Raw genomic sequence first — 18,285 nt, forward strand, 5'->3', positions numbered from 1 at the left:
TTCGATCCGATCACGACGCTCGCCAGCACCAGCGCGCTGTGCAGCCTCACGTCCGCCGATCCGCTGGCGCGGACGCCGTCGCAGTGCCTGCTGCGCGGCATGCCGGGCACCTACACCCGCCTGACGGCGGAGGCGCAGTGGCGCAAGTCGTTCACCGACCCGTTCGGCCAGATCTGGACGCCGTTCGCCAGCGTGCGCGCCGACGCCATCAACGCCGATATTTCGAATCAGCCGGGCGTTTCCAACTTCCTGCCGGTCGGCGACACCCAGACGGTGCGCTTCATGCCGACCGTCGGCCTCGAATACCGCTATCCCTTCATCAACGTGCAGCCGTGGGGCACGACCACCGTCGAGCCGATCGCCCAGGTCATCATCCGGCCCAACGAGCCCAACGCCGGCAGGCTGCCGAACGAGGACGCGCAGAGCCTGGTGTTCGACACCAGCAACCTGTTTGCGGTCGAGAAGTTCTCCGGCTACGACCGCGTCGAGGGCGGCAGCCGCGCCAATGTCGGCGTGCAGGCGACGACGCAGTTCGATCGCGGCGGCAGCATCAAGGCGATGTTCGGCCAGTCCTACCAGCTGTTCGGGCTGAACTCGTTCGCGGTTGCCGACGTCACCAACACCGGCGTCGACTCCGGCCTGCAGAACCCGCGCTCGGACTATGTCGCAAGTCTCGCCTATTCGCCCAACAGGACCTTCACGTTCAGCGTGCGCTCGCGCATGGATGAGGCGACCTGGAACGTCAACCGGTTCGAGGCTCAAGGGACCGCCAACTTCGATCGCTGGTCGGTCAGCATGATGTACGGCAACTATGCGGCCCAGCCGGAACTCGGATACCTGACGCGCCGCGAGGGCATTCTCACCAGCGGGTCGGTCAAGGTGGCGTCGAACTGGGTGCTCCAAGGCGCCGCGCGCTGGGACCTTGAAGCGAACAAGATCAACCAGTATGTGGTCGGCGCAGGCTACGTGGACGACTGTTTCGTGCTGGCTGCCAACTATGTCACGTCCTATACTTACGTGGCCGGGACCGCGCCGCCCACGCTTAGCCATGCTTTCATGTTCCAGATTGGCCTGCGGACCATCGCGCAGTCGTCGCTGACGAACAGCGCGACCGGCGTCCAGTAGCGCGGAGCCTGCGATGCCCGCGGCTCCGGGCTTGAATAGGGTTTAGACCGCTGAAATGATCATGACGACCGCTTGGCTGCCAACTCGCCGCACGTCGCTCCTGCCGAGTTCGCTGCTCGCCCTCGTCCTCCTGCTCGGAGGCGGCGTCCCGCTCTACGCCCAGACCATTGCCGTGATGGTCAACGGCGAACCGATCACCAATTTCGACATCGAGCAGCGCGTCAAGTTGAATACGCTCTCCGGCGCCAAGGCTCCGGATCGAAAAGCCATTCTCGACGAGCTGATCGACGAGAAGGTGAAGATCAAGGAAGCCAAGAAATTCGGCGTCGATCCCTCCGCCAGCGACGTCGATCAGTCGTTCAACGGAATGGCGCAGCGGATGCGGCTGTCGGGCGACCAGCTCACCAAGGTGCTGGAGAGCAAAGGCATCCGGCCGGACACGCTGAGGCAGCGCATCAAGGCCGACATGGTCTGGAGCAACCTGGTACGCGGCCGCTTCAAGGAGAGCCTGCAGGTCGGCGAGAAGGATGTCGCGGCCGCGGTCAAGGAGGCCGGCGGGTCCGCCGAAGCCGAAGCCTTCGAGTACCGGATGCAGCCGGTAGTCCTGATCGTGCCGCGCGGCGCGCCGCAGTCCGAATACGACGCACGGCGCAAGGAGGCCGAGAGCCTGCGCGAACGCGTGACCAGTTGCGAGGAAGCCAACTCCTACTTCAAGTCGATGCGCAACGCCGCGATCCGCGAAATCGTCGTCAAGACCTCGGCCGACCTGCCGCAGGCGCTGCGCGACATCCTCGACAAGACCGCGATCGGCCATCTCACCGCGCCCGAGGTCACCAAGCAGGGCGTCGAAATGGTCGCCCTGTGCGGCCGCAAGGCGACCACCGTGGACACGCCCAAGAAGCGTGAGGTGCGCGACAAGATGTACGTGCAGAAGTACGAGGCGAAGTCGAAGGCCTATCTGGCGGAAGTCCGCAAGGCCGCGATGATCGAATACCCAGGCGGGAAATAATCGACTATCGTTCCCGCATGGCAAGACCTCTCGCGCTGACATCCGGCGAGCCCGCAGGCATCGGACCCGACATCACCCTCGCCGCCTGGCTGCGCCGCAGCGAACTCGATCTGCCGCCGTTCTATCTACTCGGCGACCGCGCCGCGCTTGCCGAGCGCGCCAGGACGCTCGGGCTCGCGGTCGAGTTCGCCGATGTCGGCCCCGACGAGGCAGCCTCGGCGTTTTCGCGCGCCCTGCCCGTCGTTGCGACCGGCAAGGCGGCGACGGCGCGGCCGGGCGCGCCTGATGACACCAGCGCCGCCGCTGCGCTCGCCTCGATCCGCCAGGCGGTCGCCGACGTCAGGTCCGGCAGGGCCGCCGCCGTGGTCACCAATCCAATCGCCAAGAACGTGCTGTACCGCGCCGGCTTCCGCCATCCCGGTCACACCGAATTTCTCGCCGAGCTTGCGGCCTCAGGCGGAGCGACGCCGCAGCCGGTGATGATGCTGTGGTCGCCGGCGCTCGCGGTGGTGCCGGTGACGATCCATGTTTCGGTGCGCGAGGCGCTGGCGCAACTGTCGACCGATCTGATCGTGTCGACCGCGCGCATCGTGGTCGCGGACATGACGGCGCATTTCGGCCTCAAGGCGCCGCGGCTGGCGATCGCGGGCCTCAACCCGCATGCCGGCGAGGACGGCACGCTCGGCATGGAGGACATCGAGATCATCGCGCCGGCGGTCGAGATCCTGCGCCGCGACGGCGTCGACGCCAGAGGCCCGCTGCCGCCGGACACCATGTTCCACGCCGCCGCGCGCAAGACCTATGACTGCGCGATCTGTCCGCTTCACGACCAGGCGCTGATCCCGATCAAGACCGTGGCGTTCGAGGACGCGGTCAATGTCACGCTCGGGCTGCCCTTCATCCGGACCTCGCCGGATCATGGCACCGCGTTCGACATCGCCGGCACCGGCAAGGCCAATCCCTCGAGTCTCGTCGCCGCGCTGCGGCTCGCCGCGCGCATGGCATCGAGCTCATGATGCGATTGCAGGAAATCGCATCATGAGCTCGACTCTTCTCTTGAGCATGATCTTCTCGGAAAACCGGTTTCCACTTTTCCGGATCATGCTCTCGTGAGCGCGATCGACGATCTGCCGCCGCTGCGCGACATCATTCGCGAACATCAGCTGTCGGCGCGCAAGTCGCTCGGCCAGAATTTCCTGCTCGATCTCAACCTCACCGCGCGGATCGCCCGCGCCGCCGGCCCGCTCGAGGACGCGACCGTGATCGAGGTCGGCCCCGGCCCCGGCGGGTTGACGCGCGCGCTGCTGGCGCTCGGCGCCAAACGCGTGATTGCGATCGAGCGCGACGAGCGGGCGATTGCCGCGCTCGACTACATCGTGAAACGCTATCCCGGCCGCATCGAGATCGTGCATGGCGATGCGCAGCGTTTCGATCCTCACCCGTTGCTTGATGGCGGCAAGGCCAAGATCGTCGCCAATTTGCCCTACAACATCGCGACCCAGCTGCTGGTCGATTGGCTGTCGATCGAGCCGTGGCCGCCCTGGTACGACACGATGGTGCTGATGTTTCAGCGCGAGGTCGCCGAGCGCATCACGGCCCATGAGGACGAGGAGGCTTATGGCCGGCTCGCGGTGCTCGCCAATTGGCGGGCCGAGACCAAAATCCTGTTCGACATTTCGCCCGCGGCCTTCGTGCCGCCGCCGCAGGTCACCTCGTCGGTGGTGCGGCTGATCCCGCGCGCCGCGCCCGAGCCTTGTGACCGCCGCATGCTCGAGCAGGTCGCCGCGGCCGCGTTCGGCCAGCGCCGCAAGATGCTGCGCCAGAGCCTGAAATCGCTGTCCGCCGATCCTGCCAGGCTTGCCGCCGCCGCCCGGATCGATGCGACGCGGCGCGCCGAAACCATTCCGGTGACGGGCTTTGTTGCCATGGCCCGTGAATTGGCCGATATACGGTCGACAAAATAGAAAACACCAGGAGAAACGTAATGGCGCGCATGGTTCGCCAATCCCTCGTCAAGTTCGATGCGCCGCTGTGCGAGACCATCGTCGACACACCCAAACCGCAGGGCCGCGAGGTGCTCGTCCGCATCGAACGCTGCGGGCTGTGCCATTCCGATCTCCACATCCAGGACGGCTACGCCGATCTCGGCGGCGGCAATAAGCTCGACACCACCCGCGGCATGACCCTGCCCTTCACGCTCGGCCATGAGATCGCCGGCGTCGTCGACGAGGTCGGCCCCGATGCGCCGACGGGCCTGATCGGGACCAGGAAGGCCGTCTTCCCGTGGATCGGTTGCGGCCAGTGCCGCGACTGCCTCGCCGGCGATGAAAACCTCTGCGTCAAGCAGCGCTTCCTCGGTGTCTCCATTGACGGCGGCTTTGCCACCCACGTGCTGGTGCCCGACGTAAAATACCTGCTCGACTATGATCCGCTGCCGGTCAATCAGGCCGCGACGCTGATGTGCTCCGGCGTCACCGCCTATGGCGCGCTGAAGCGCCTGGTCGACCGTCCGCGCCAGCGCAATTTGCTGCTGATCGGCCTCGGCGGCGTCGGCATGATGGGCCTGTCGTTCGCGCAGGCGATGTTCAAGCAGAACATCGCGGTCGCCGATCTCAGCCCCGCGGCGCGCGAGACCGCGCTCAAGAACGGCGCCGCGGTCGCCTACGATCCGGCCGAGCCCGACGTGGTCAAGCGCATGCTGAAGGAGAGCGACGGCGGCTTTGACGGCGTGGTCGATTTTGCCGGCAATGAGAAGTCGATGGCGTTCGCGGTCTCGACGGTGGCGCGCGGCGGCAAGGTCGTGGTGTCCGGCCTGATGGGCGGCCAGTTCACGCTGCCGATGGTGCAGTGGGTCTACAAGCGCATGACCATCGAGGGCTTCATGGTCGGCACGCTGGCCGAGGGCCAGGAGTTGATGGCACTCGCACGCGCCGGCAAGATCAAGCCGACGCCGATGAAGGAAGAGCCGATGGCCGACGTCCAGAAATGGATCGATGAGTTGCGCGCCGGCAAGGTGGTCGGCCGCATCGTCCTGAAGAACTAGCCGCGGGTCACGTCGCACACACTGTGTGCGGCAGTGTGACGTGCGCAATTGGTCGCGCCTCCCGGCATCTGACACCTGCTTTTTTCTGCTCGGACTCGCTGGTATTCTACCGGCGAGGCTGAGAGGTACCGGGGCATGCGCGCTTCTGCGCAACGCAGGAGCCTGGCCGTGGCGGCGCTGCTTGCGCTGCTGTTGCCGGCGTTGATTGGCGCGGCTCACGCGGCCGCGGAAAAGCGCATTGCGCTGGTGATCGGCAACTCCGCCTACCAGAACGTCACCCGGCTCGATAATCCCCGCAACGACGCCGTCCTGATGGCCGAGACGCTGGCCGGCCTCGGCTTCACCCTGATCGGCGGACGCGCCCAGCTCGATCTCGACAAGCCGTCGATGGATATCGCGGTCCAGAGTTTTGGCCGCCAGGTCCAGGGCGCCGACGTCGCGCTGTTCTACTACGCCGGCCACGGCGTGCAGGTCGCCGGCTCGAACTACCTGGTGCCGATCGGCGCCAACGCCACCCGCGAGGCCGACGTCGATTTCCAGATGCTGGATGTCAACCTCGTGCTCAGGCAGATGCAGGGTGCCGGAACGCGGCTCAACATGGTGATCCTCGACGCCTGCCGCAACAACCCGTTCGGCGGCCGCGGACTGCGCGCCGCCGACGGCGGCCTCGCCCAGATGCGCGCGCCCGAGGGCACGCTGATCTCCTACGCGACGCAGCCGGGCAATGTCGCGCAGGACGGCACCGACGGTCACAGCCCCTACACAAAGGCGCTGGCGGCGACGATCAAGCAGGCCGGCCTCGACATCTTCCAGACCTTCAACCAGGTCGGGCTCGCGGTGAAACGCGCCACCGGCGGCTCGCAGCAGCCCTGGGTGTCGTCCTCGCCGATCGACGGTACCTTCTACTTCGTGCCGCCGAACGCACCGGCCGCGCCGCAGGTCGCCGTCGCGCCGCCGCCGGATCCGCAATTGCCGAGCACGCTGCGGCCCGATCCCGACCGCGTCCCGATCAACAACGCGGCGCTGCTGCGCGAGCTGAGCGACCGGCTCTACGAGCACAATTTCGATCCCGATCCGTCCGACAGCAAGAACGGCATGCGCGCCGCGATCAGCAAATTCCAGGAGAAGGTCGCGATGACGCCGACCGGCGAGGCCACCGAGGGCGTGCTGACGCGGCTGCGCAAGATGGAGGACCTCAGCCCCTGGGGCTCGATCGTCTACGGTCCCGACATCGACAAATTCGGCATCTCCTGGAAGCATTCGTCGCGCCGCGCCGCGGTCGAGGACGCGCGCAGCAAATGCGGCGGCGCCAAATGCACCCTCGAACTTTCCTTTTACGGCTCGCGCTGCGGCGCGTTCGCGGCCTCGAGCAAGTCCTGGTCGCTGATCCAGCGCGACACGCTCGATCGCGCCAAGACCGCCGCGCTTGACGAATGCGGCCGAGCCGGGAAATCCTGCCGCATTATCGATGCCGTCTGCGCCAACGGCTTTGGACATTGAATTTTGCTCGCGATAACATTGGACACAGCCAACAATGCAAAACATGGTTCGACACGGATTTAGGACTGCCCTGTTTTCCAGCCTGCTGCTTTCCGCCCTCGGTTCAACGGTCGCGCTGGCGCAATCCGGCAGCAGCGGCGGCAGCGTCGGCAATGACGAGAAATCGCTCTCCGGCTCGCGCGAGACGCCGCGCGCGATCGAATCCAGCCGCCCGGCGCGGCGCAGCCGGCACGAGGCGGAAGAGCCGCGTCGCGCCGCGCGCAAGAGCGGCGGCGGTGGCAGTGTCGACGGTGCCTGGGTCGTGACCTCGGTGGGCTGCGGCGGCACCTCCACCGGCGCGGTCGTGATCACCAGCGGCCGGATCATCGGCGAAGGCCTCACAGGATCCGTCAGCGCCAGTGGCGCGGCGCGGTCGGTGTTCCAGGCCAACGGCTTGACCTCGATCGGTTCGGGTCGCGTGTCCGGCCGCAGCGGCGCGGGAACGTTTCGCCGCTCCGACGGCTGCAGCGGAACCTGGTCTGCGATCAAGCAATAACGACAGCCAATTTTGGCCGCCGGCGTGCCGCAATTGCGGCGCGCCGCGAGCCCCAATTAAGCCCTATGCCTTCCGGATTTGCGGCGCATTGCGACCCAACTCTTTACCGAGATTGAGGTCACCAGCGTTTGCGTAAAGAAATTACCGGGGGACGCATATGTCACAACGTTCAGCAAAATTTGCTGCGGCGCTCGTCGCCAGCATCCTGGCCGGCGCCAATTTTACCGCCGTGGCGCAGAATGCCGCCAAGCCTTCCGACGCCAAGCCTTCCGACGCCAAGCCGACCGACATCAAGCCGGCAGCCGCCCAGACGGCCGACAATTGCCTTTCCGCGCCCAAGGGAAGCGCCCCTGCGGGCAGCCACTGGCGCTACCATCTCGACCGCAAGACCAAGAGCAAGTGCTGGTATCTCGGCGAGGCCAAGGATAGCGCCGCCAAGGATAGCGCAGCCAAGACCGCAACCGCGCAGCAGCAGCCCGCACCGGCGCCCACGCCGGACGCTGTGGCTGCCGATGCCGCGCCGCCGCAGGCTCAGCCGCAACCGCAGCCGGCAATGAGCAAGTCGATTGCCGATGCGCATGCCGAGTGGCCCTCGCCGCAGGCCACGACGGCCGTGCCGGCCCCCGCCGCCCCCAACGCGCAGACCAGTGGCCCGGCTGCCACCTCCGACGTGCCGGCGGCGCCCGGCGACGCCAACGGCCAGTCCTCGTCGGTCAACACGCGATGGCTGGATTCGTCGAGCATGGCTGGCAGCAATGGAACGCGCCGCTCGGCACCCCAGCCGCAGGTCGTCGCCCAATCCGACGCACAGCAGCAGCAGGCGGCCCCCGCACCGGCCGCCCCCGTGGCCGCCGAAGCGCCCCCGGAGAAAACCTCGTCATCCACGCAGATGCTGCTGATCGTGATGATCGGCGCACTGGCGCTGGCGGGGCTGGTGACCGCCCTGGTCTTCCGGCAGACCCGCACCCGCACGCCGCCCTACGACACCACCGACGAGTGGCGCGCCCCGTGGGATTCCACCGAGCCTGCGCCGCCGATGGGCATGACCTGGGAACGCCCCTTGCGCCTGTCGGAAATGCCGCCGCGCCGTGCCGAGCCGCCGATTGCCCGTCGCGAGACTCCGCGCGATCTGGACCGGACCTCGGACCGTGACCAGGACCAGACATTGGCGGACAGCCAGCAAATCGCCGCGATGCTGCAGCGGCTGGCGCGCAGCACCGCAACGAACTGAGGCGTTACGTCTCGAGCTGGCGCTGCAGGCCGCGCACAAACTCGGTGAGCCCGGTGCGGCGCTCGCGCTTGAGCCGCTCGGCCTTCAGGATCGACTGCACCTCGGCAAAGGCGTCGTCGACGTTCTGGTTGACGACGATGTAGTCGTACTCGGCCCAGTGGCTGAGCTCATGGGTGGCGCGATTCATCCGCCCGCGAATCACCTCCTCGGAATCCTGCGCGCGGGTGTGCAGCCGCTTCTCGAGGTCGGCCGCCGATGGCGGCAGGATGAAGACGCTGACCACGTCGGCGCGCGCCTTCTCGCGCAACTGCTGGGTGCCCTGCCAGTCGATGTCGAACAGCACGTCCTGCCCGGCCGCCAGCGCAGCCTCGACCGGCGCCCGCGGCGTGCCGTAGCGGTTGTCGAACACGGTTGCCCATTCCAACAGGTCGCCCTGCTTGGCCATCTGCTCGAACTTCGCCTTGGCGACGAAGAAGTAGTCGCGGCCCTCGACCTCGCCCGGCCGCTTCGCCCGCGTGGTCGCCGACACCGACATTTTCAGCCCCGGCATGCGGTCGATCAGCATGCGCGACAGCGTGGTCTTGCCGGCGCCCGAGGGCGACGACAGGACGAACATCAGTCCGCGCCGCTCAACGCCGTCAAAACCCTGCGCCGTCATGGTTCATTCACTCCAGGTTCTGAACCTGCTCGCGGAATTGCTCGACCACGTTCTTCATCGCGAGCCCGGTATTGGTCAGTTCGACGTCGTTGGATTTCGAGCAGCAGGTGTTGACCTCGCGGTTGAACTCCTGGGCGAGGAAGTCGAGCCGCCGCCCCACCGGGCCGCCCTTGCCGATCATCTCGCGCGCCTGCGCGATGTGCGAGGCGATGCGGTCGAGCTCCTCGCGGATGTCGGCCTTGGTGGCGATCAGGATCGCCTCCTGGCTGAGTCGGTCGGCATCGAAGCGGTCGGAGGTCTCGAGCAGCGCCGCGATCTGCTCGGCAAGCCGCGCCTTGATCGCCTCGGGCTTGCGGCCGGGTGCCGCCTCCGCGCGCCGGGCGAGCCCCTCGATCTCGTCCATCCGCTGCATCAGAATCTGGCCGAGCGCATCGCCCTCGCGGCGGCGCATCTCGACGAGACTGTCGAGCGCCTGTTCGAACGCCTTGGCCGCCGCCTCGCGCGCCGCCTTGTCCTCGTCCTCGTTGCTCTCGGGCTCGACCACTTCGATGACGCCCTTGATGCCGAGCAGGCCGTCGATGCTCGGCGCCACCGCGTCGATGCGCTGCGCGAGCGTGCCGGCGACCTTCACCACGGCGGCCAGGACGTCCTCGTTGATGCGGATGGTCTGCGCCGCATCGGCGCGCTTGACGCTGAGATTGGCGTAGACCGTGCCGCGCGAGAGCAGCTCGCCGGCGCGCTTCTTGGCGAACGCCTCCAGCTCGTCCCAGCCGGACGGCAGCCGCAACCGCAGGTCATAGCCCTTGGCATTGACCGATTTCAGCTCCCACTCGAACGTGTAGGGACCGCTCGCGCCATGGCTTCGGGCAAAGCCAGTCATGCTCGACAGCGCCATCGCGTAAAATTCTCCAGCAGAAGGATATGGACTCAACCGGGCCGACGGGACTCGTCCGGAGTCGCCTGCGACCTTAAAACGGATTCCGTGAAGGTGGAATTACGTTCCCACCCTCGCTGTTTGAGCATGATCTGTTCGGAAAACCGCTTCACACTTTTCCGGATCATGCTCTAGCGCTGCACCACCGGCGGCGAAGTGGTCTGCTGCGCCGCGCCCTGACGGCCGCCGCGCGGCGGCTTCTTCTGATTGGTCGGCTTCGGCGGCGTCGCCGCCGTAGGATTGGTGTCGGCCGATCCGGGCACTGCTGCCGCCGGCGGCGGATCATCCGCCGGCTCGACGGTGTCGTTCTGGATCTGCTTTTCCGACGCGCGCAGCTTGGCGACGTTCTTGGCGTGCTGATCGTAGGTTTCGGTGAAGGCGTGGCCGCCGGTTCCGTCGGCGACGAAGAACAGGTCGCGCGTGCGCGCCGGGTTGGCGGTCGCCTCCAGCGAGGCGCGGCCGGGATTGGCGATCGGCCCGGGCGGCAGGCCTTCAATCACATAGGTGTTGTAGGGCGAGGGCTGCGTGATCTCGCTGCGCTTGATCGGCCGTCCCAGCGTGCCCTTGCCGCCGACCAGGCCGTAGATGATCGTCGGATCCGACTGCAGCTTCATCTTCTGGCGCAGGCGGTTGACGAACACGGCGGCGACGCGGCTGCGCTCGTCGGCGCGGCCGGTTTCCTTCTCGACGATCGAGGCCAGCGTCACCAGCTGGTCCGGCGATCGCAGCGGCGTGTCCGGATTGCGGCGCTCCCAGATTTCGGCGAGCACGCGCTTCTGCGCCTGCTGCATGCGCTGGATCACCTGGTCGCGCGTGGTGCCGCGCGGGAATTTGTAGGTCTCCGGCAGCAGCGTTCCCTCGCGCGGGATCTCGCGCACCGAGCCGGAGAAGATGTCGTTGTCGGAAAGCCGCGTCACGATCTGCTCGGAGGTCAGGCCTTCCGGAATGGTGACGGCGTGCTGCACCACCTTGCCTTCGACCATCGTCGCGATGACGTCGCGCAGGCTCGCATTCTTCTGGAACGAATATTCGCCGGGCTTGAGATCCGAGCTGGCCTTCAGCGCGAACACGCTGCCGATGAAGACCCAGGGATTGACGTTGATGACGCCCTCGCGCGACAGCGCGTCGGCGATGTCGCGCTTGGTGGCGCGGGCCGGGATGTTGACGATCTTGTCTTCCTGGAGCGGCCCCGGCGCTTCCAACGTCTGCTTGCCGTAGTAATACACAGCTCCCGCGCCGATCATCAGGATGATCAGCAGCGTGAAGATGGCGTTGCCGACGATCACGAAAGGATTGCGGGCACGGTCCGAACGTTTCGGCGGCGGCGGAACCTGTTCAGGCTCCAGCGCGGCACGCGGGCTCCTCGGTGAAATGGGCGGCCTCTCACTCATCGATGCAAACCAATCCTGCCGGTTTCAATCGTGGCCGGACAAACCCCTGCCCTGCCAATAGCATACGCCCGCTCTTAGGAGTCGCCGCCGAATACGGCAAAACGGTGGACTAGGTCTAAAGCACTACTAATTGGTCACGCGCTGCACGATCACGGAGGCGTTGGTGCCCCCGAAACCGAACGAATTCGACAACGCCACATTCACATCGCGCTTGCGCGAGGTGTGCGGCACAAGATCGATTGCCGTTTGCACCGACGGGTTATCGAGATTGATGGTCGGCGGCACCACATTATCGCGAATCGCGAGAATCGCGAAGATCGCCTCGATCGCACCGGCCGCACCGAGCAGATGTCCGGTCGCCGACTTGGTCGACGACATCGACACCTTCGAGGCGGCGTTGCCGAGCAGACGCTCGACCGCGGCAAGCTCGATCTCGTCGCCGACCTGCGTCGAGGTGCCGTGTGCGTTGATGTAGTCGAGGTCGGAGGCGGTGAGGCCGGCGCGCTTCAGCGCCATGCTCATACTGCGGAAGCCGCCATTGCCGTCCGGCGGCGGCGAGGTGATGTGAAAGGCGTCGCCCGACAGGCCATAGCCGGTCACCTCGGCGTAGATCTTGGCGCCGCGCCGCTTGGCGTGCTCGTATTCCTCCAGCACGACGACGCCGGCGCCCTCGCCCATCACGAAGCCGTCGCGATCCTTGTCGTAGGGCCGCGAAGCCTTTTCCGGCGTGTCGTTGAAGCCGGTGGACAGCGCGCGCGCCGCACAGAAGCCGGCGATGCCGATCCGCGAGATCGGCGATTCGGCGCCGCCCGCCACCATCACTTCGGCATCGCCAAGCGCGATCAGCCGCGCGGCGTCGCCGACTGCATGCGCACCGGTGGAGCACGCCGTGACGACGGAATGATTGGGCCCCTTGAGGCCATGCTCGATCGAGACATAGCCGGACGCCAAGTTGATCAGGCGGCCCGGAATGAAGAACGGCGAGACCCGGCGCGGTCCGCGCTCCTTCAACAGGATCGCGGTTTCGGCGATGCCGGTAAGGCCGCCGATGCCGGAGCCGATCATCGTGCCGGTCGCAAACTGGTCATCATCGGACTGCGGATGCCAGTCGGCATCGTCGAGCGCCTGCTTGGCCGCGCACATCGCGAACAGGATGAACTCGTCGACCTTGCGCTGGTCCTTCGGCTCCATCCACTGATCGGGATTGAAGGTGCCGTTCGAGCCGTCGCCGCGCGGGATGAAGCAGGCGACCTGGCTCGGCAGGTCGGACACGTCGAACGTGTCGATCTTCTTGCCGCCGCTCTGTCCGGCGAGAATGCGCGTCCAAGTTGCGTCTACCCCGCAGCCGAGTGGCGTAACCATGCCCAGCCCCGTGACGACAACTCGCCTCATATCAAAGTCTCCGGCCCGCAGTCAGCGGGCAATAATAAGAAACCGGGGGACCGTTCGACCACAGTCCGTCCGGCTCCGTCAATTTGACGCGAATGGCGTCAGCTCTTCGCGTTCTTCTCGAGAAACTTGGTCGCGTCGCCGACGGTCAGAATCGTTTCCGCCGCATCGTCGGGAATCTCGCAACCGAACTCTTCTTCAAAAGCCATCACGAGCTCGACTGTGTCGAGGCTGTCGGCGCCGAGGTCATCGATGAAGCTGGCGCTATCGACCACCTTGTCGGGCTCGACACCAAGGTGTTCGACCACAATCTTCTTAACCCGCTCGCCAATCTCACTCATCGTTCAACCTCGTTGTTCCATTGGACCCGACCCCAAGACGATACGAGCCATCGTGGTCGTCTCGATTCCTCAATCGCGCATAGTCTTGATTCGGCCCGGTCGTAGCCGACTAAGCCCCGGCGAACGGCAGGCGTCGCCACGCCAATATACAGGGTTTCAAAATCCTGCAATGGCGTTCTTAAGCCCATCCGTGGGGGTTCAGCTATCATACTTCCAAAGCCTTGACTACACGCCTGAACTGGCTCCGGAAAACGGCTTTTCGCCGCATTGCAAGAGCCAGTAAGCAGCTCAGATCATGGCCATTCCGCCATTGACGTGAATCGTCTGTCCGGTGACGTACCCGGCCTCGTTGGAGGCCAGATAGACCGCCGCCGCCGCGATATCCTCGGGCGTTCCGAGCCGCGCCGCAGGAACCTTCGCCAGGATGGATTCGCGCTGCTTGTCGTTGAGCGCGTCGGTCATCGGCGTCTTGATGAAGCCCGGCGCGATGCAATTGGCGGTCACGCCCCGCTTGGCATATTCGGCGCCGAGCGTCTTGATCAGGCCGATGATGCCGGCCTTCGATGCGGTGTAGTTGCCCTGCCCCGGATTACCGGTGACGCCGACGATCGACGTGATGGCGATGATGCGGCCGAAGCGCTTGCGCATCATCAGCTTGGTCGCGGCGCGCGCGAGGCGGAACGTTGCGGTGAGGTTGACGGCGATGACGTCGTCCCAATCCTCGTCGCGCAGCTGCACGAACAGATTGTCGCGGGTGATGCCGGCATTGGCGACGAGAATGTCGACCTGCCCCATCGCCGCTTCCGCCGCGGGCACCAGCGCCTCGACGTCGTCCTTGCTGGAAAGATTGCACGGCAGCACATGCACGCGCTCGCCGAGCTTGGCGGCAAAGCCGTCCAGCACCTCGCGCCGCGTGCCCGAAATCGCCACCGTTGCACCTTGGGCATGCAGCGCCTGCGCGATCGCGCCGCCGATGCCTCCGGTCGCGCCGGTGACCAGCGCCGTCCTGCCTGTCAGATCAAACATCGAACTCTCCTTCCGGCTGCTTACGCCGAAGCGGCCAGCGCTTCCTTGGCCGCAGCAATATCGTTGGGGCCGCCGACCGACACGCCGACCGCGCCGTCCGCGATGCGCTTGACCAGCCCGCTCAGCACCTTGCCGGCGCCGATCTCGAAGAACCGGGTCACGCCCTGCCCTGCCATATAGGCAACCGACTCGCGCCAGCGAACGGTGCCGGTGACCTGCTCGATCAGACGGCGGCGGATCTCGTCGGGATCTGAGATAGCGGACGCCAGCACATTGGCGACCAGTGGCGACGCCGGCGCCTTGATGGTGACGCCGGACAGCGCCTCGGCCATCGCATCGGCCGCCGGCTGCATCAGCTTGCAGTGGAACGGCGCCGACACCGGCAGCAGCATCGCGCGCTTGGCGCCTTTGGCTTTCGCGATCTCGACGGCGCGATCGACCGCGGCCTTGTCGCCGGACACCACGACCTGCCCGCCGCCATTGTCGTTGGCGGCCTGGCACACCTCGCCCTGCGCCGCCTCGCTGGCGACCGCCACCGCGGTCTCGTAGTCGAGGCCGAGCAGCGCCGCCATCGCACCGGCGCCGACCGGCACGGCCTTCTGCATCGCACGGCCGCGGGTGCGCAGCAGCCGCGCCGCGTCGCTGACGCTCAGGCTGCCGGCCGCGGCCAGCGCCGAATACTCGCCGAGCGAGTGGCCGGCGACGAACGCCGCGTCACGGCCGGCCGAGAAGCCGGCCTCGCTCTCCAGCACGCGCATGGTCGCGATCGAGACCGCCATCAGGGCCGGCTGGGCATTTTCGGTGAGCTGCAGCGTCTCGCCCGGGCCGTCCCAGATGATCGCGGTCAGCTTCTCGCCGAGCGCCGCATCGACCTCGTCGAACACCGCCTTCGCCGCCGGAAAGGCCTCGGCCAGGGCCTTGCCCATGCCGACCGCCTGCGAGCCCTGCCCGGGAAACGTGAATGCTGCCGTCATCGGCGGCTCCCTACCTTGTTGAGCGTGATCTGCCCGCAAGCGCCGCGCGCTTGGCGGGAGGGGCAACGGTACCCGCCTCGCGCAGTCGCGCCCCCGGCGGATCCGGATCATGCCCTGGACCGGGGCCGTAAGACACTGATGAAGGCTATGTCAAGCCGCGCCGGCGGAACCCCTGGGGATGCCGGGCCGGGCCGGAGAGAGAACCTGGGCTAGAACCCGCCGGCATTCTGGTCGGCATTAACCTTGGCGCCGGCCCGGCTCCGGCGCGCACTGTTGACGAGTTGCCCCGGCCGGTCCTCGCGGTCCGGCCGCGCGGTGGCCAGCCGCAGCACGGCGGAATAGCCCGGCTGCACCTCCATCCGGTCGGCATAGCGGCTCCGGCTGAGGATGCGGTGGACGCGCGGCAGGTTGTAGCAGGGCACATAGAACAGCAAATGATGCTCGAGATGGTAGTTCACGTAATAGGGCGCGATGAACAGCCGCTCGAGGAAGTTGGCGCGCGTGGTGCGGGTGTTGCGCAGCGGATCGGACGAGTCCGGCACCACCGCATGTTCGGCGATGTTGCGGATGCGGGTGATCACCATCATCCAGGTCAGCAGCGGCACCAGCCACAACAGCGGATAGGCCCACCACACGCCGGCCGCTGCGAGGCCCGCGAACAGCACGGCGTTGGCCACGCATTGCGGTCCGAGCTTTGCCCAGAAATGTTCGGCGCGCCGCGACAGCGGCCATTCGCTCGGCCCGAGCGCGTTGAGCAGTTGCGCCCTGCGCTGCTGGTAGCCGGTCTGTCCGGTGATATCGCGGAAGAATTTGCGGCGATAGCTCAGCCGCGTGATCGGGAACGGTGCCGACAGCACGAGGTCGGGATCGTCCTCCTGCTGCGTCCGCGCATGATGCTGCAGATGATAGCGGCGATAGCTGCGGGTCTCGGCGAAGGTCGGATAGGCGCAGAACCACTGGCTCAGAAACAGGTTGGTCTTTTCGTCCGCCGACAGGCAGCCATGCGCGCCGTCATGCATCAGGATCGCCAGTCCGAGCTGGCGCGAGCCGATGATCGCGACCGCGAGCAGATAAGTCAGCGGATTGGGCCACCACGCCACCAGCGCGATCGCGCCCAGGATCAGCGCCCAGGCATGCGCAATCAGCGCGATGCCCTTCCAGGTCATGCGTTGGCGGACCGCAATCAGTTCATCGTCGGTGAGGAAATCGCGAGCACGCATGCGCAGTGCGGTCATGAGCCTGTCTCCCCGTCTGTGGCGGATGAAATGTTGCGATCAGCGACCACGCGCAGGCGCGTCGCGTCATTGGCCGCTGTTGCCGTTGCCTGCTCGCCAAGCGCGCGCAGCAACTCGCCGCACATTTCCCCGGCTGCGCGGCCCATCGCAAAACCTTCGACGATCACGCCGATCGCGACCGCCCAGAACCGCCGCGAGCTCTCCTCGGGCGCGCGCAGTGTGCGCCAGCCGTGGCGCTCGACCTGAGCGGCATAGGCGCGCGTGCCCTCGCCGTGCAGCCGCTCGATGGTGCGCTCGACCAGCGGTGCGAGATCCTGCCGGCGCCGCGTCAGCGTCAGCGCCTCGGCGAAGAACGCAACCGAATCCGTGGCCGTCACCGTCTCGGCCAGCGCATGCGTGTAGTCGCGCGGCGTGTGCGCCTTGAGCGCGGCCTGCTCGGTCGCGCGGGCGAGATAAAGCATGTCGCGGCAGGCGGCTTCGACGAACAGCGCCTCCTTGGTGCGGAAGTAATAGGTGATCTGGCTCGGGAAGGCGTCGGCAGCGGCGGCGATGTCGGAGATCGACGTGCCGGAGAGCCCGCGCTCCTTGAACAGCCGGCTTGCGGCGTCGAGCAGAAGAGAGCGCATCTTACGCCCCGCCGACCGCGTCGCGCGGACGGTGTGCTTTGGATCGGGCGCTGGCATCCCGGTTGCGGTCTCCGAACCCATGATCGTCCTCCCCTGATATTTGTATGATATACAAACAAAGAAATCAACCGCGAAATGCGCCAAGGTAACCGTCCGGCCCCATATCCTCGCGAAATAGCCAGGCCGAGAACCCTTGCCTTCGCAGCCAAAATCCGTATAACGCGCCCCATTCGTGGGCTCCGGCCGGGAGCTGAACGGACGGTCTCAGCAAATTCACCCGTTGATTTTGATGTGGCAGGGCCAGTCGGCCCGTCGTCCCGTGCTCCCGCCTTCTGAGCAGCTCGAGTCCTTTCCGAAGGTCTCGAAGGGCTTGTCGCCGGAAACCGCGCCAACACAGGAAAGGACACCCATGCCTCTTTACGAGCATGTCTTCCTCGCGCGTCAGGACGCGAGCACCCAGCAGGTGGAAGAACTGACCGCCCAGATGACGGGTATCGTCGAACAGGGCGGCGGCAAGGTCACCAAGACCGAGAATTGGGGCGTGCGCTCCCTCACCTACCGCATGAACAAGAACCGCAAGGCGCATTTCGTGCTGCTGAACATCGACGCGCCGTCGGCCGTCGTCAGCGAAATCGAGCGCCAGGAGCGGATCAACGAAGACGTCATCCGCTATCTGACCGTGCGCGTCGAAGAGCACGAGGAAGGCCCGTCGGCGATGATGCGCAAGGCCGACCGTGACCGCGAGCGTGACGACCGCGGCGGTGGCTTCCGCGGCGACCGCGAAGGCGGCTTCCGTGGCGACCGTGATCGCGATGGCGGCGGCTTCCGCGGCGATCGTGGCCCGCGCCGTCCGCGCGACGAAGACGCAGCGACCGAGGAGTAAAGAATCATGGCTGACGCTGGTGCCCGCCGTCCGTTTTTCCGTCGCCGCAAGTCCTGCCCGTTCACGGGCGCGAATGCGCCGAAGATCGACTACAAGGATTCCAAGCTGCTGATGCGTTACGTCTCCGAGCGCGGCAAGATCGTGCCGAGCCGCATCACGGCCGTGTCCGCCAAGAAGCAGCGTGAACTCGCCCGCGCCATCAAGCGCGCCCGGTTCCTCGGCCTCTTGCCCTACGTTATCCGGTAAGCTTTCTGCGGCCGGCGGCGCGCGTCGCCGGCCGTTCATCTTCATAAGGCTTCCGGGTCGTCCGGTTGCCGATGGTTGGGGTTCTCCTGGCAGATTCTTCTGGCAGAACCCCTAACCGCTCAAGGGGGCGGGACAGCTG

General features: G+C 66.4%; 19 protein-coding genes. 10 read left to right on the top strand and 9 right to left on the bottom strand.

Going from position 1 to position 18,285, the window contains the following annotated elements:
- The 8 genes from CI41S_RS19790 to CI41S_RS19825 form a co-directional block, all read left to right on the top strand.
- A partial coding sequence (locus CI41S_RS19790) for an LPS-assembly protein LptD (protein WP_139861213.1) occupies positions 1–1,125 on the top strand: 1,125 nt, incomplete at its 5' end.
- Between the two features lie 61 nt (positions 1,126–1,186).
- A complete protein-coding gene (locus CI41S_RS19795) occupies positions 1,187–2,134 on the top strand; it encodes a SurA N-terminal domain-containing protein (RefSeq protein WP_139861214.1) in 948 nt (315 codons plus the stop codon).
- Positions 2,135–2,151: 17 nt separating this feature from the next.
- Positions 2,152–3,150, top strand: a complete 999-nt coding sequence (pdxA, locus tag CI41S_RS19800; RefSeq protein WP_139861215.1) for a 4-hydroxythreonine-4-phosphate dehydrogenase PdxA — start codon at positions 2,152–2,154, stop codon at positions 3,148–3,150.
- A gap of 93 nt (positions 3,151–3,243) precedes the next feature.
- On the top strand, positions 3,244–4,098 hold the full coding sequence (gene rsmA, locus CI41S_RS19805) for a 16S rRNA (adenine(1518)-N(6)/adenine(1519)-N(6))-dimethyltransferase RsmA (RefSeq protein ID WP_139861216.1): 855 nt from the start codon (positions 3,244–3,246) through the stop codon (positions 4,096–4,098).
- Positions 4,099–4,118: 20 nt separating this feature from the next.
- The gene (locus CI41S_RS19810) at positions 4,119–5,177 is read left to right on the top strand and encodes an alcohol dehydrogenase (RefSeq protein WP_139861217.1); all 1,059 of its coding nucleotides are present in this window, start codon (positions 4,119–4,121) and stop codon (positions 5,175–5,177) included.
- Positions 5,178–5,312: 135 nt separating this feature from the next.
- Positions 5,313–6,677, top strand: coding sequence for a caspase family protein (locus tag CI41S_RS19815; protein WP_139861218.1), 1,365 nt, complete (start codon positions 5,313–5,315; stop codon positions 6,675–6,677).
- A gap of 34 nt (positions 6,678–6,711) precedes the next feature.
- Positions 6,712–7,212, top strand: coding sequence for a hypothetical protein (locus CI41S_RS19820; RefSeq protein ID WP_139861219.1), 501 nt, complete (start codon positions 6,712–6,714; stop codon positions 7,210–7,212).
- Positions 7,213–7,369: 157 nt separating this feature from the next.
- The gene (locus tag CI41S_RS19825) at positions 7,370–8,443 is read left to right on the top strand and encodes a hypothetical protein (RefSeq protein WP_139861220.1); all 1,074 of its coding nucleotides are present in this window, start codon (positions 7,370–7,372) and stop codon (positions 8,441–8,443) included.
- Between the two features lie 4 nt (positions 8,444–8,447).
- On the opposite strand, the gene gmk is transcribed toward CI41S_RS19825, so the two are convergent.
- The 9 genes from gmk to CI41S_RS19870 form a co-directional block, all read right to left on the bottom strand.
- Positions 8,448–9,101: a guanylate kinase gene (gene gmk / locus CI41S_RS19830; protein ID WP_139861221.1), complete on the bottom strand. Its 654-nt coding sequence runs from the start codon at positions 9,099–9,101 to the stop codon at positions 8,448–8,450.
- Positions 9,102–9,108: 7 nt separating this feature from the next.
- The gene (locus CI41S_RS19835; RefSeq protein WP_139861222.1) at positions 9,109–9,996 is read right to left on the bottom strand and encodes a YicC/YloC family endoribonuclease; all 888 of its coding nucleotides are present in this window, start codon (positions 9,994–9,996) and stop codon (positions 9,109–9,111) included.
- Positions 9,997–10,166: 170 nt separating this feature from the next.
- Positions 10,167–11,426 carry an endolytic transglycosylase MltG gene (gene mltG, locus CI41S_RS19840; protein ID WP_139482975.1) on the bottom strand — a complete coding sequence of 420 codons (1,260 nt, stop codon included), beginning with the start codon at positions 11,424–11,426 and terminating at the stop codon, positions 10,167–10,169.
- A gap of 126 nt (positions 11,427–11,552) precedes the next feature.
- A complete protein-coding gene (fabF, locus tag CI41S_RS19845) occupies positions 11,553–12,818 on the bottom strand; it encodes a beta-ketoacyl-ACP synthase II (protein ID WP_139861223.1) in 1,266 nt (421 codons plus the stop codon).
- 98 nt (positions 12,819–12,916) lie between these two features.
- Positions 12,917–13,156: an acyl carrier protein gene (locus CI41S_RS19850; RefSeq protein WP_139482977.1), complete on the bottom strand. Its 240-nt coding sequence runs from the start codon at positions 13,154–13,156 to the stop codon at positions 12,917–12,919.
- A gap of 288 nt (positions 13,157–13,444) precedes the next feature.
- Positions 13,445–14,182, bottom strand: coding sequence for a 3-oxoacyl-[acyl-carrier-protein] reductase (gene fabG, locus CI41S_RS19855; RefSeq protein ID WP_139861224.1), 738 nt, complete (start codon positions 14,180–14,182; stop codon positions 13,445–13,447).
- Positions 14,183–14,202: 20 nt separating this feature from the next.
- Positions 14,203–15,156 carry an ACP S-malonyltransferase gene (fabD, locus tag CI41S_RS19860; RefSeq protein ID WP_139861225.1) on the bottom strand — a complete coding sequence of 318 codons (954 nt, stop codon included), beginning with the start codon at positions 15,154–15,156 and terminating at the stop codon, positions 14,203–14,205.
- Positions 15,157–15,365: 209 nt separating this feature from the next.
- Entirely contained in the window at positions 15,366–16,391 is a 1,026-nt protein-coding gene (locus tag CI41S_RS19865) for a fatty acid desaturase family protein (RefSeq protein ID WP_139861226.1), read from the bottom strand.
- Positions 16,388–17,098 (bottom strand): TetR/AcrR family transcriptional regulator C-terminal domain-containing protein, encoded by a 711-nt coding sequence (locus CI41S_RS19870; RefSeq protein ID WP_139482981.1) that lies wholly within the window; start codon positions 17,096–17,098, stop codon positions 16,388–16,390. The genes CI41S_RS19865 and CI41S_RS19870 overlap by 4 nt, the downstream gene beginning before the upstream one ends.
- 328 nt (positions 17,099–17,426) lie before the next feature.
- On the opposite strand from CI41S_RS19870, the gene rpsF reads away from it, so the two are divergent.
- Both rpsF and rpsR read left to right on the top strand, forming a co-directional pair.
- Positions 17,427–17,900: a 30S ribosomal protein S6 gene (gene rpsF / locus CI41S_RS19875; RefSeq protein ID WP_139862068.1), complete on the top strand. Its 474-nt coding sequence runs from the start codon at positions 17,427–17,429 to the stop codon at positions 17,898–17,900.
- A 6-nt stretch (positions 17,901–17,906) separates the two neighbouring features.
- Entirely contained in the window at positions 17,907–18,146 is a 240-nt protein-coding gene (gene rpsR, locus CI41S_RS19880) for a 30S ribosomal protein S18 (protein WP_016844287.1), read from the top strand.
- The last annotated feature ends 139 nt before the right edge of the window (positions 18,147–18,285 follow it).

It is taken from the genome of Bradyrhizobium ivorense (assembly GCF_900696085.1).
Taxonomy (GTDB): domain Bacteria; phylum Pseudomonadota; class Alphaproteobacteria; order Rhizobiales; family Xanthobacteraceae; genus Bradyrhizobium; species Bradyrhizobium ivorense.

Excerpts from the sequence above, each read along its gene's own strand:
- CI41S_RS19810 (WP_139861217.1), top strand. The coding sequence starts at position 4,119 with ATGGCGCGCATGGTTCGCCAATCCCTCGTCAAGTTCGATGCGCCGCTG.
- fabD (WP_139861225.1), bottom strand. The coding sequence starts at position 15,156 with ATGACGGCAGCATTCACGTTTCCCGGGCAGGGCTCGCAGGCGGTCGGC.
- CI41S_RS19835 (WP_139861222.1), bottom strand. The coding sequence starts at position 9,996 with ATGGCGCTGTCGAGCATGACTGGCTTTGCCCGAAGCCATGGCGCGAGC.
- fabF (WP_139861223.1), bottom strand. The coding sequence starts at position 12,818 with ATGAGGCGAGTTGTCGTCACGGGGCTGGGCATGGTTACGCCACTCGGC.
- mltG (WP_139482975.1), bottom strand. The coding sequence starts at position 11,426 with ATGAGTGAGAGGCCGCCCATTTCACCGAGGAGCCCGCGTGCCGCGCTG.
- CI41S_RS19820 (WP_139861219.1), top strand. The coding sequence starts at position 6,712 with ATGCAAAACATGGTTCGACACGGATTTAGGACTGCCCTGTTTTCCAGC.
- gmk (WP_139861221.1), bottom strand. The coding sequence starts at position 9,101 with ATGACGGCGCAGGGTTTTGACGGCGTTGAGCGGCGCGGACTGATGTTC.
- rpsF (WP_139862068.1), top strand. The coding sequence starts at position 17,427 with ATGCCTCTTTACGAGCATGTCTTCCTCGCGCGTCAGGACGCGAGCACC.
- CI41S_RS19870 (WP_139482981.1), bottom strand. The coding sequence starts at position 17,098 with ATGGGTTCGGAGACCGCAACCGGGATGCCAGCGCCCGATCCAAAGCAC.
- CI41S_RS19795 (WP_139861214.1), top strand. The coding sequence starts at position 1,187 with ATGACGACCGCTTGGCTGCCAACTCGCCGCACGTCGCTCCTGCCGAGT.
- CI41S_RS19850 (WP_139482977.1), bottom strand. The coding sequence starts at position 13,156 with ATGAGTGAGATTGGCGAGCGGGTTAAGAAGATTGTGGTCGAACACCTT.
- fabG (WP_139861224.1), bottom strand. The coding sequence starts at position 14,182 with ATGTTTGATCTGACAGGCAGGACGGCGCTGGTCACCGGCGCGACCGGA.
- CI41S_RS19825 (WP_139861220.1), top strand. The coding sequence starts at position 7,370 with ATGTCACAACGTTCAGCAAAATTTGCTGCGGCGCTCGTCGCCAGCATC.
- rpsR (WP_016844287.1), top strand. The coding sequence starts at position 17,907 with ATGGCTGACGCTGGTGCCCGCCGTCCGTTTTTCCGTCGCCGCAAGTCC.
- CI41S_RS19815 (WP_139861218.1), top strand. The coding sequence starts at position 5,313 with ATGCGCGCTTCTGCGCAACGCAGGAGCCTGGCCGTGGCGGCGCTGCTT.
- CI41S_RS19865 (WP_139861226.1), bottom strand. The coding sequence starts at position 16,391 with ATGACCGCACTGCGCATGCGTGCTCGCGATTTCCTCACCGACGATGAA.
- pdxA (WP_139861215.1), top strand. The coding sequence starts at position 2,152 with ATGGCAAGACCTCTCGCGCTGACATCCGGCGAGCCCGCAGGCATCGGA.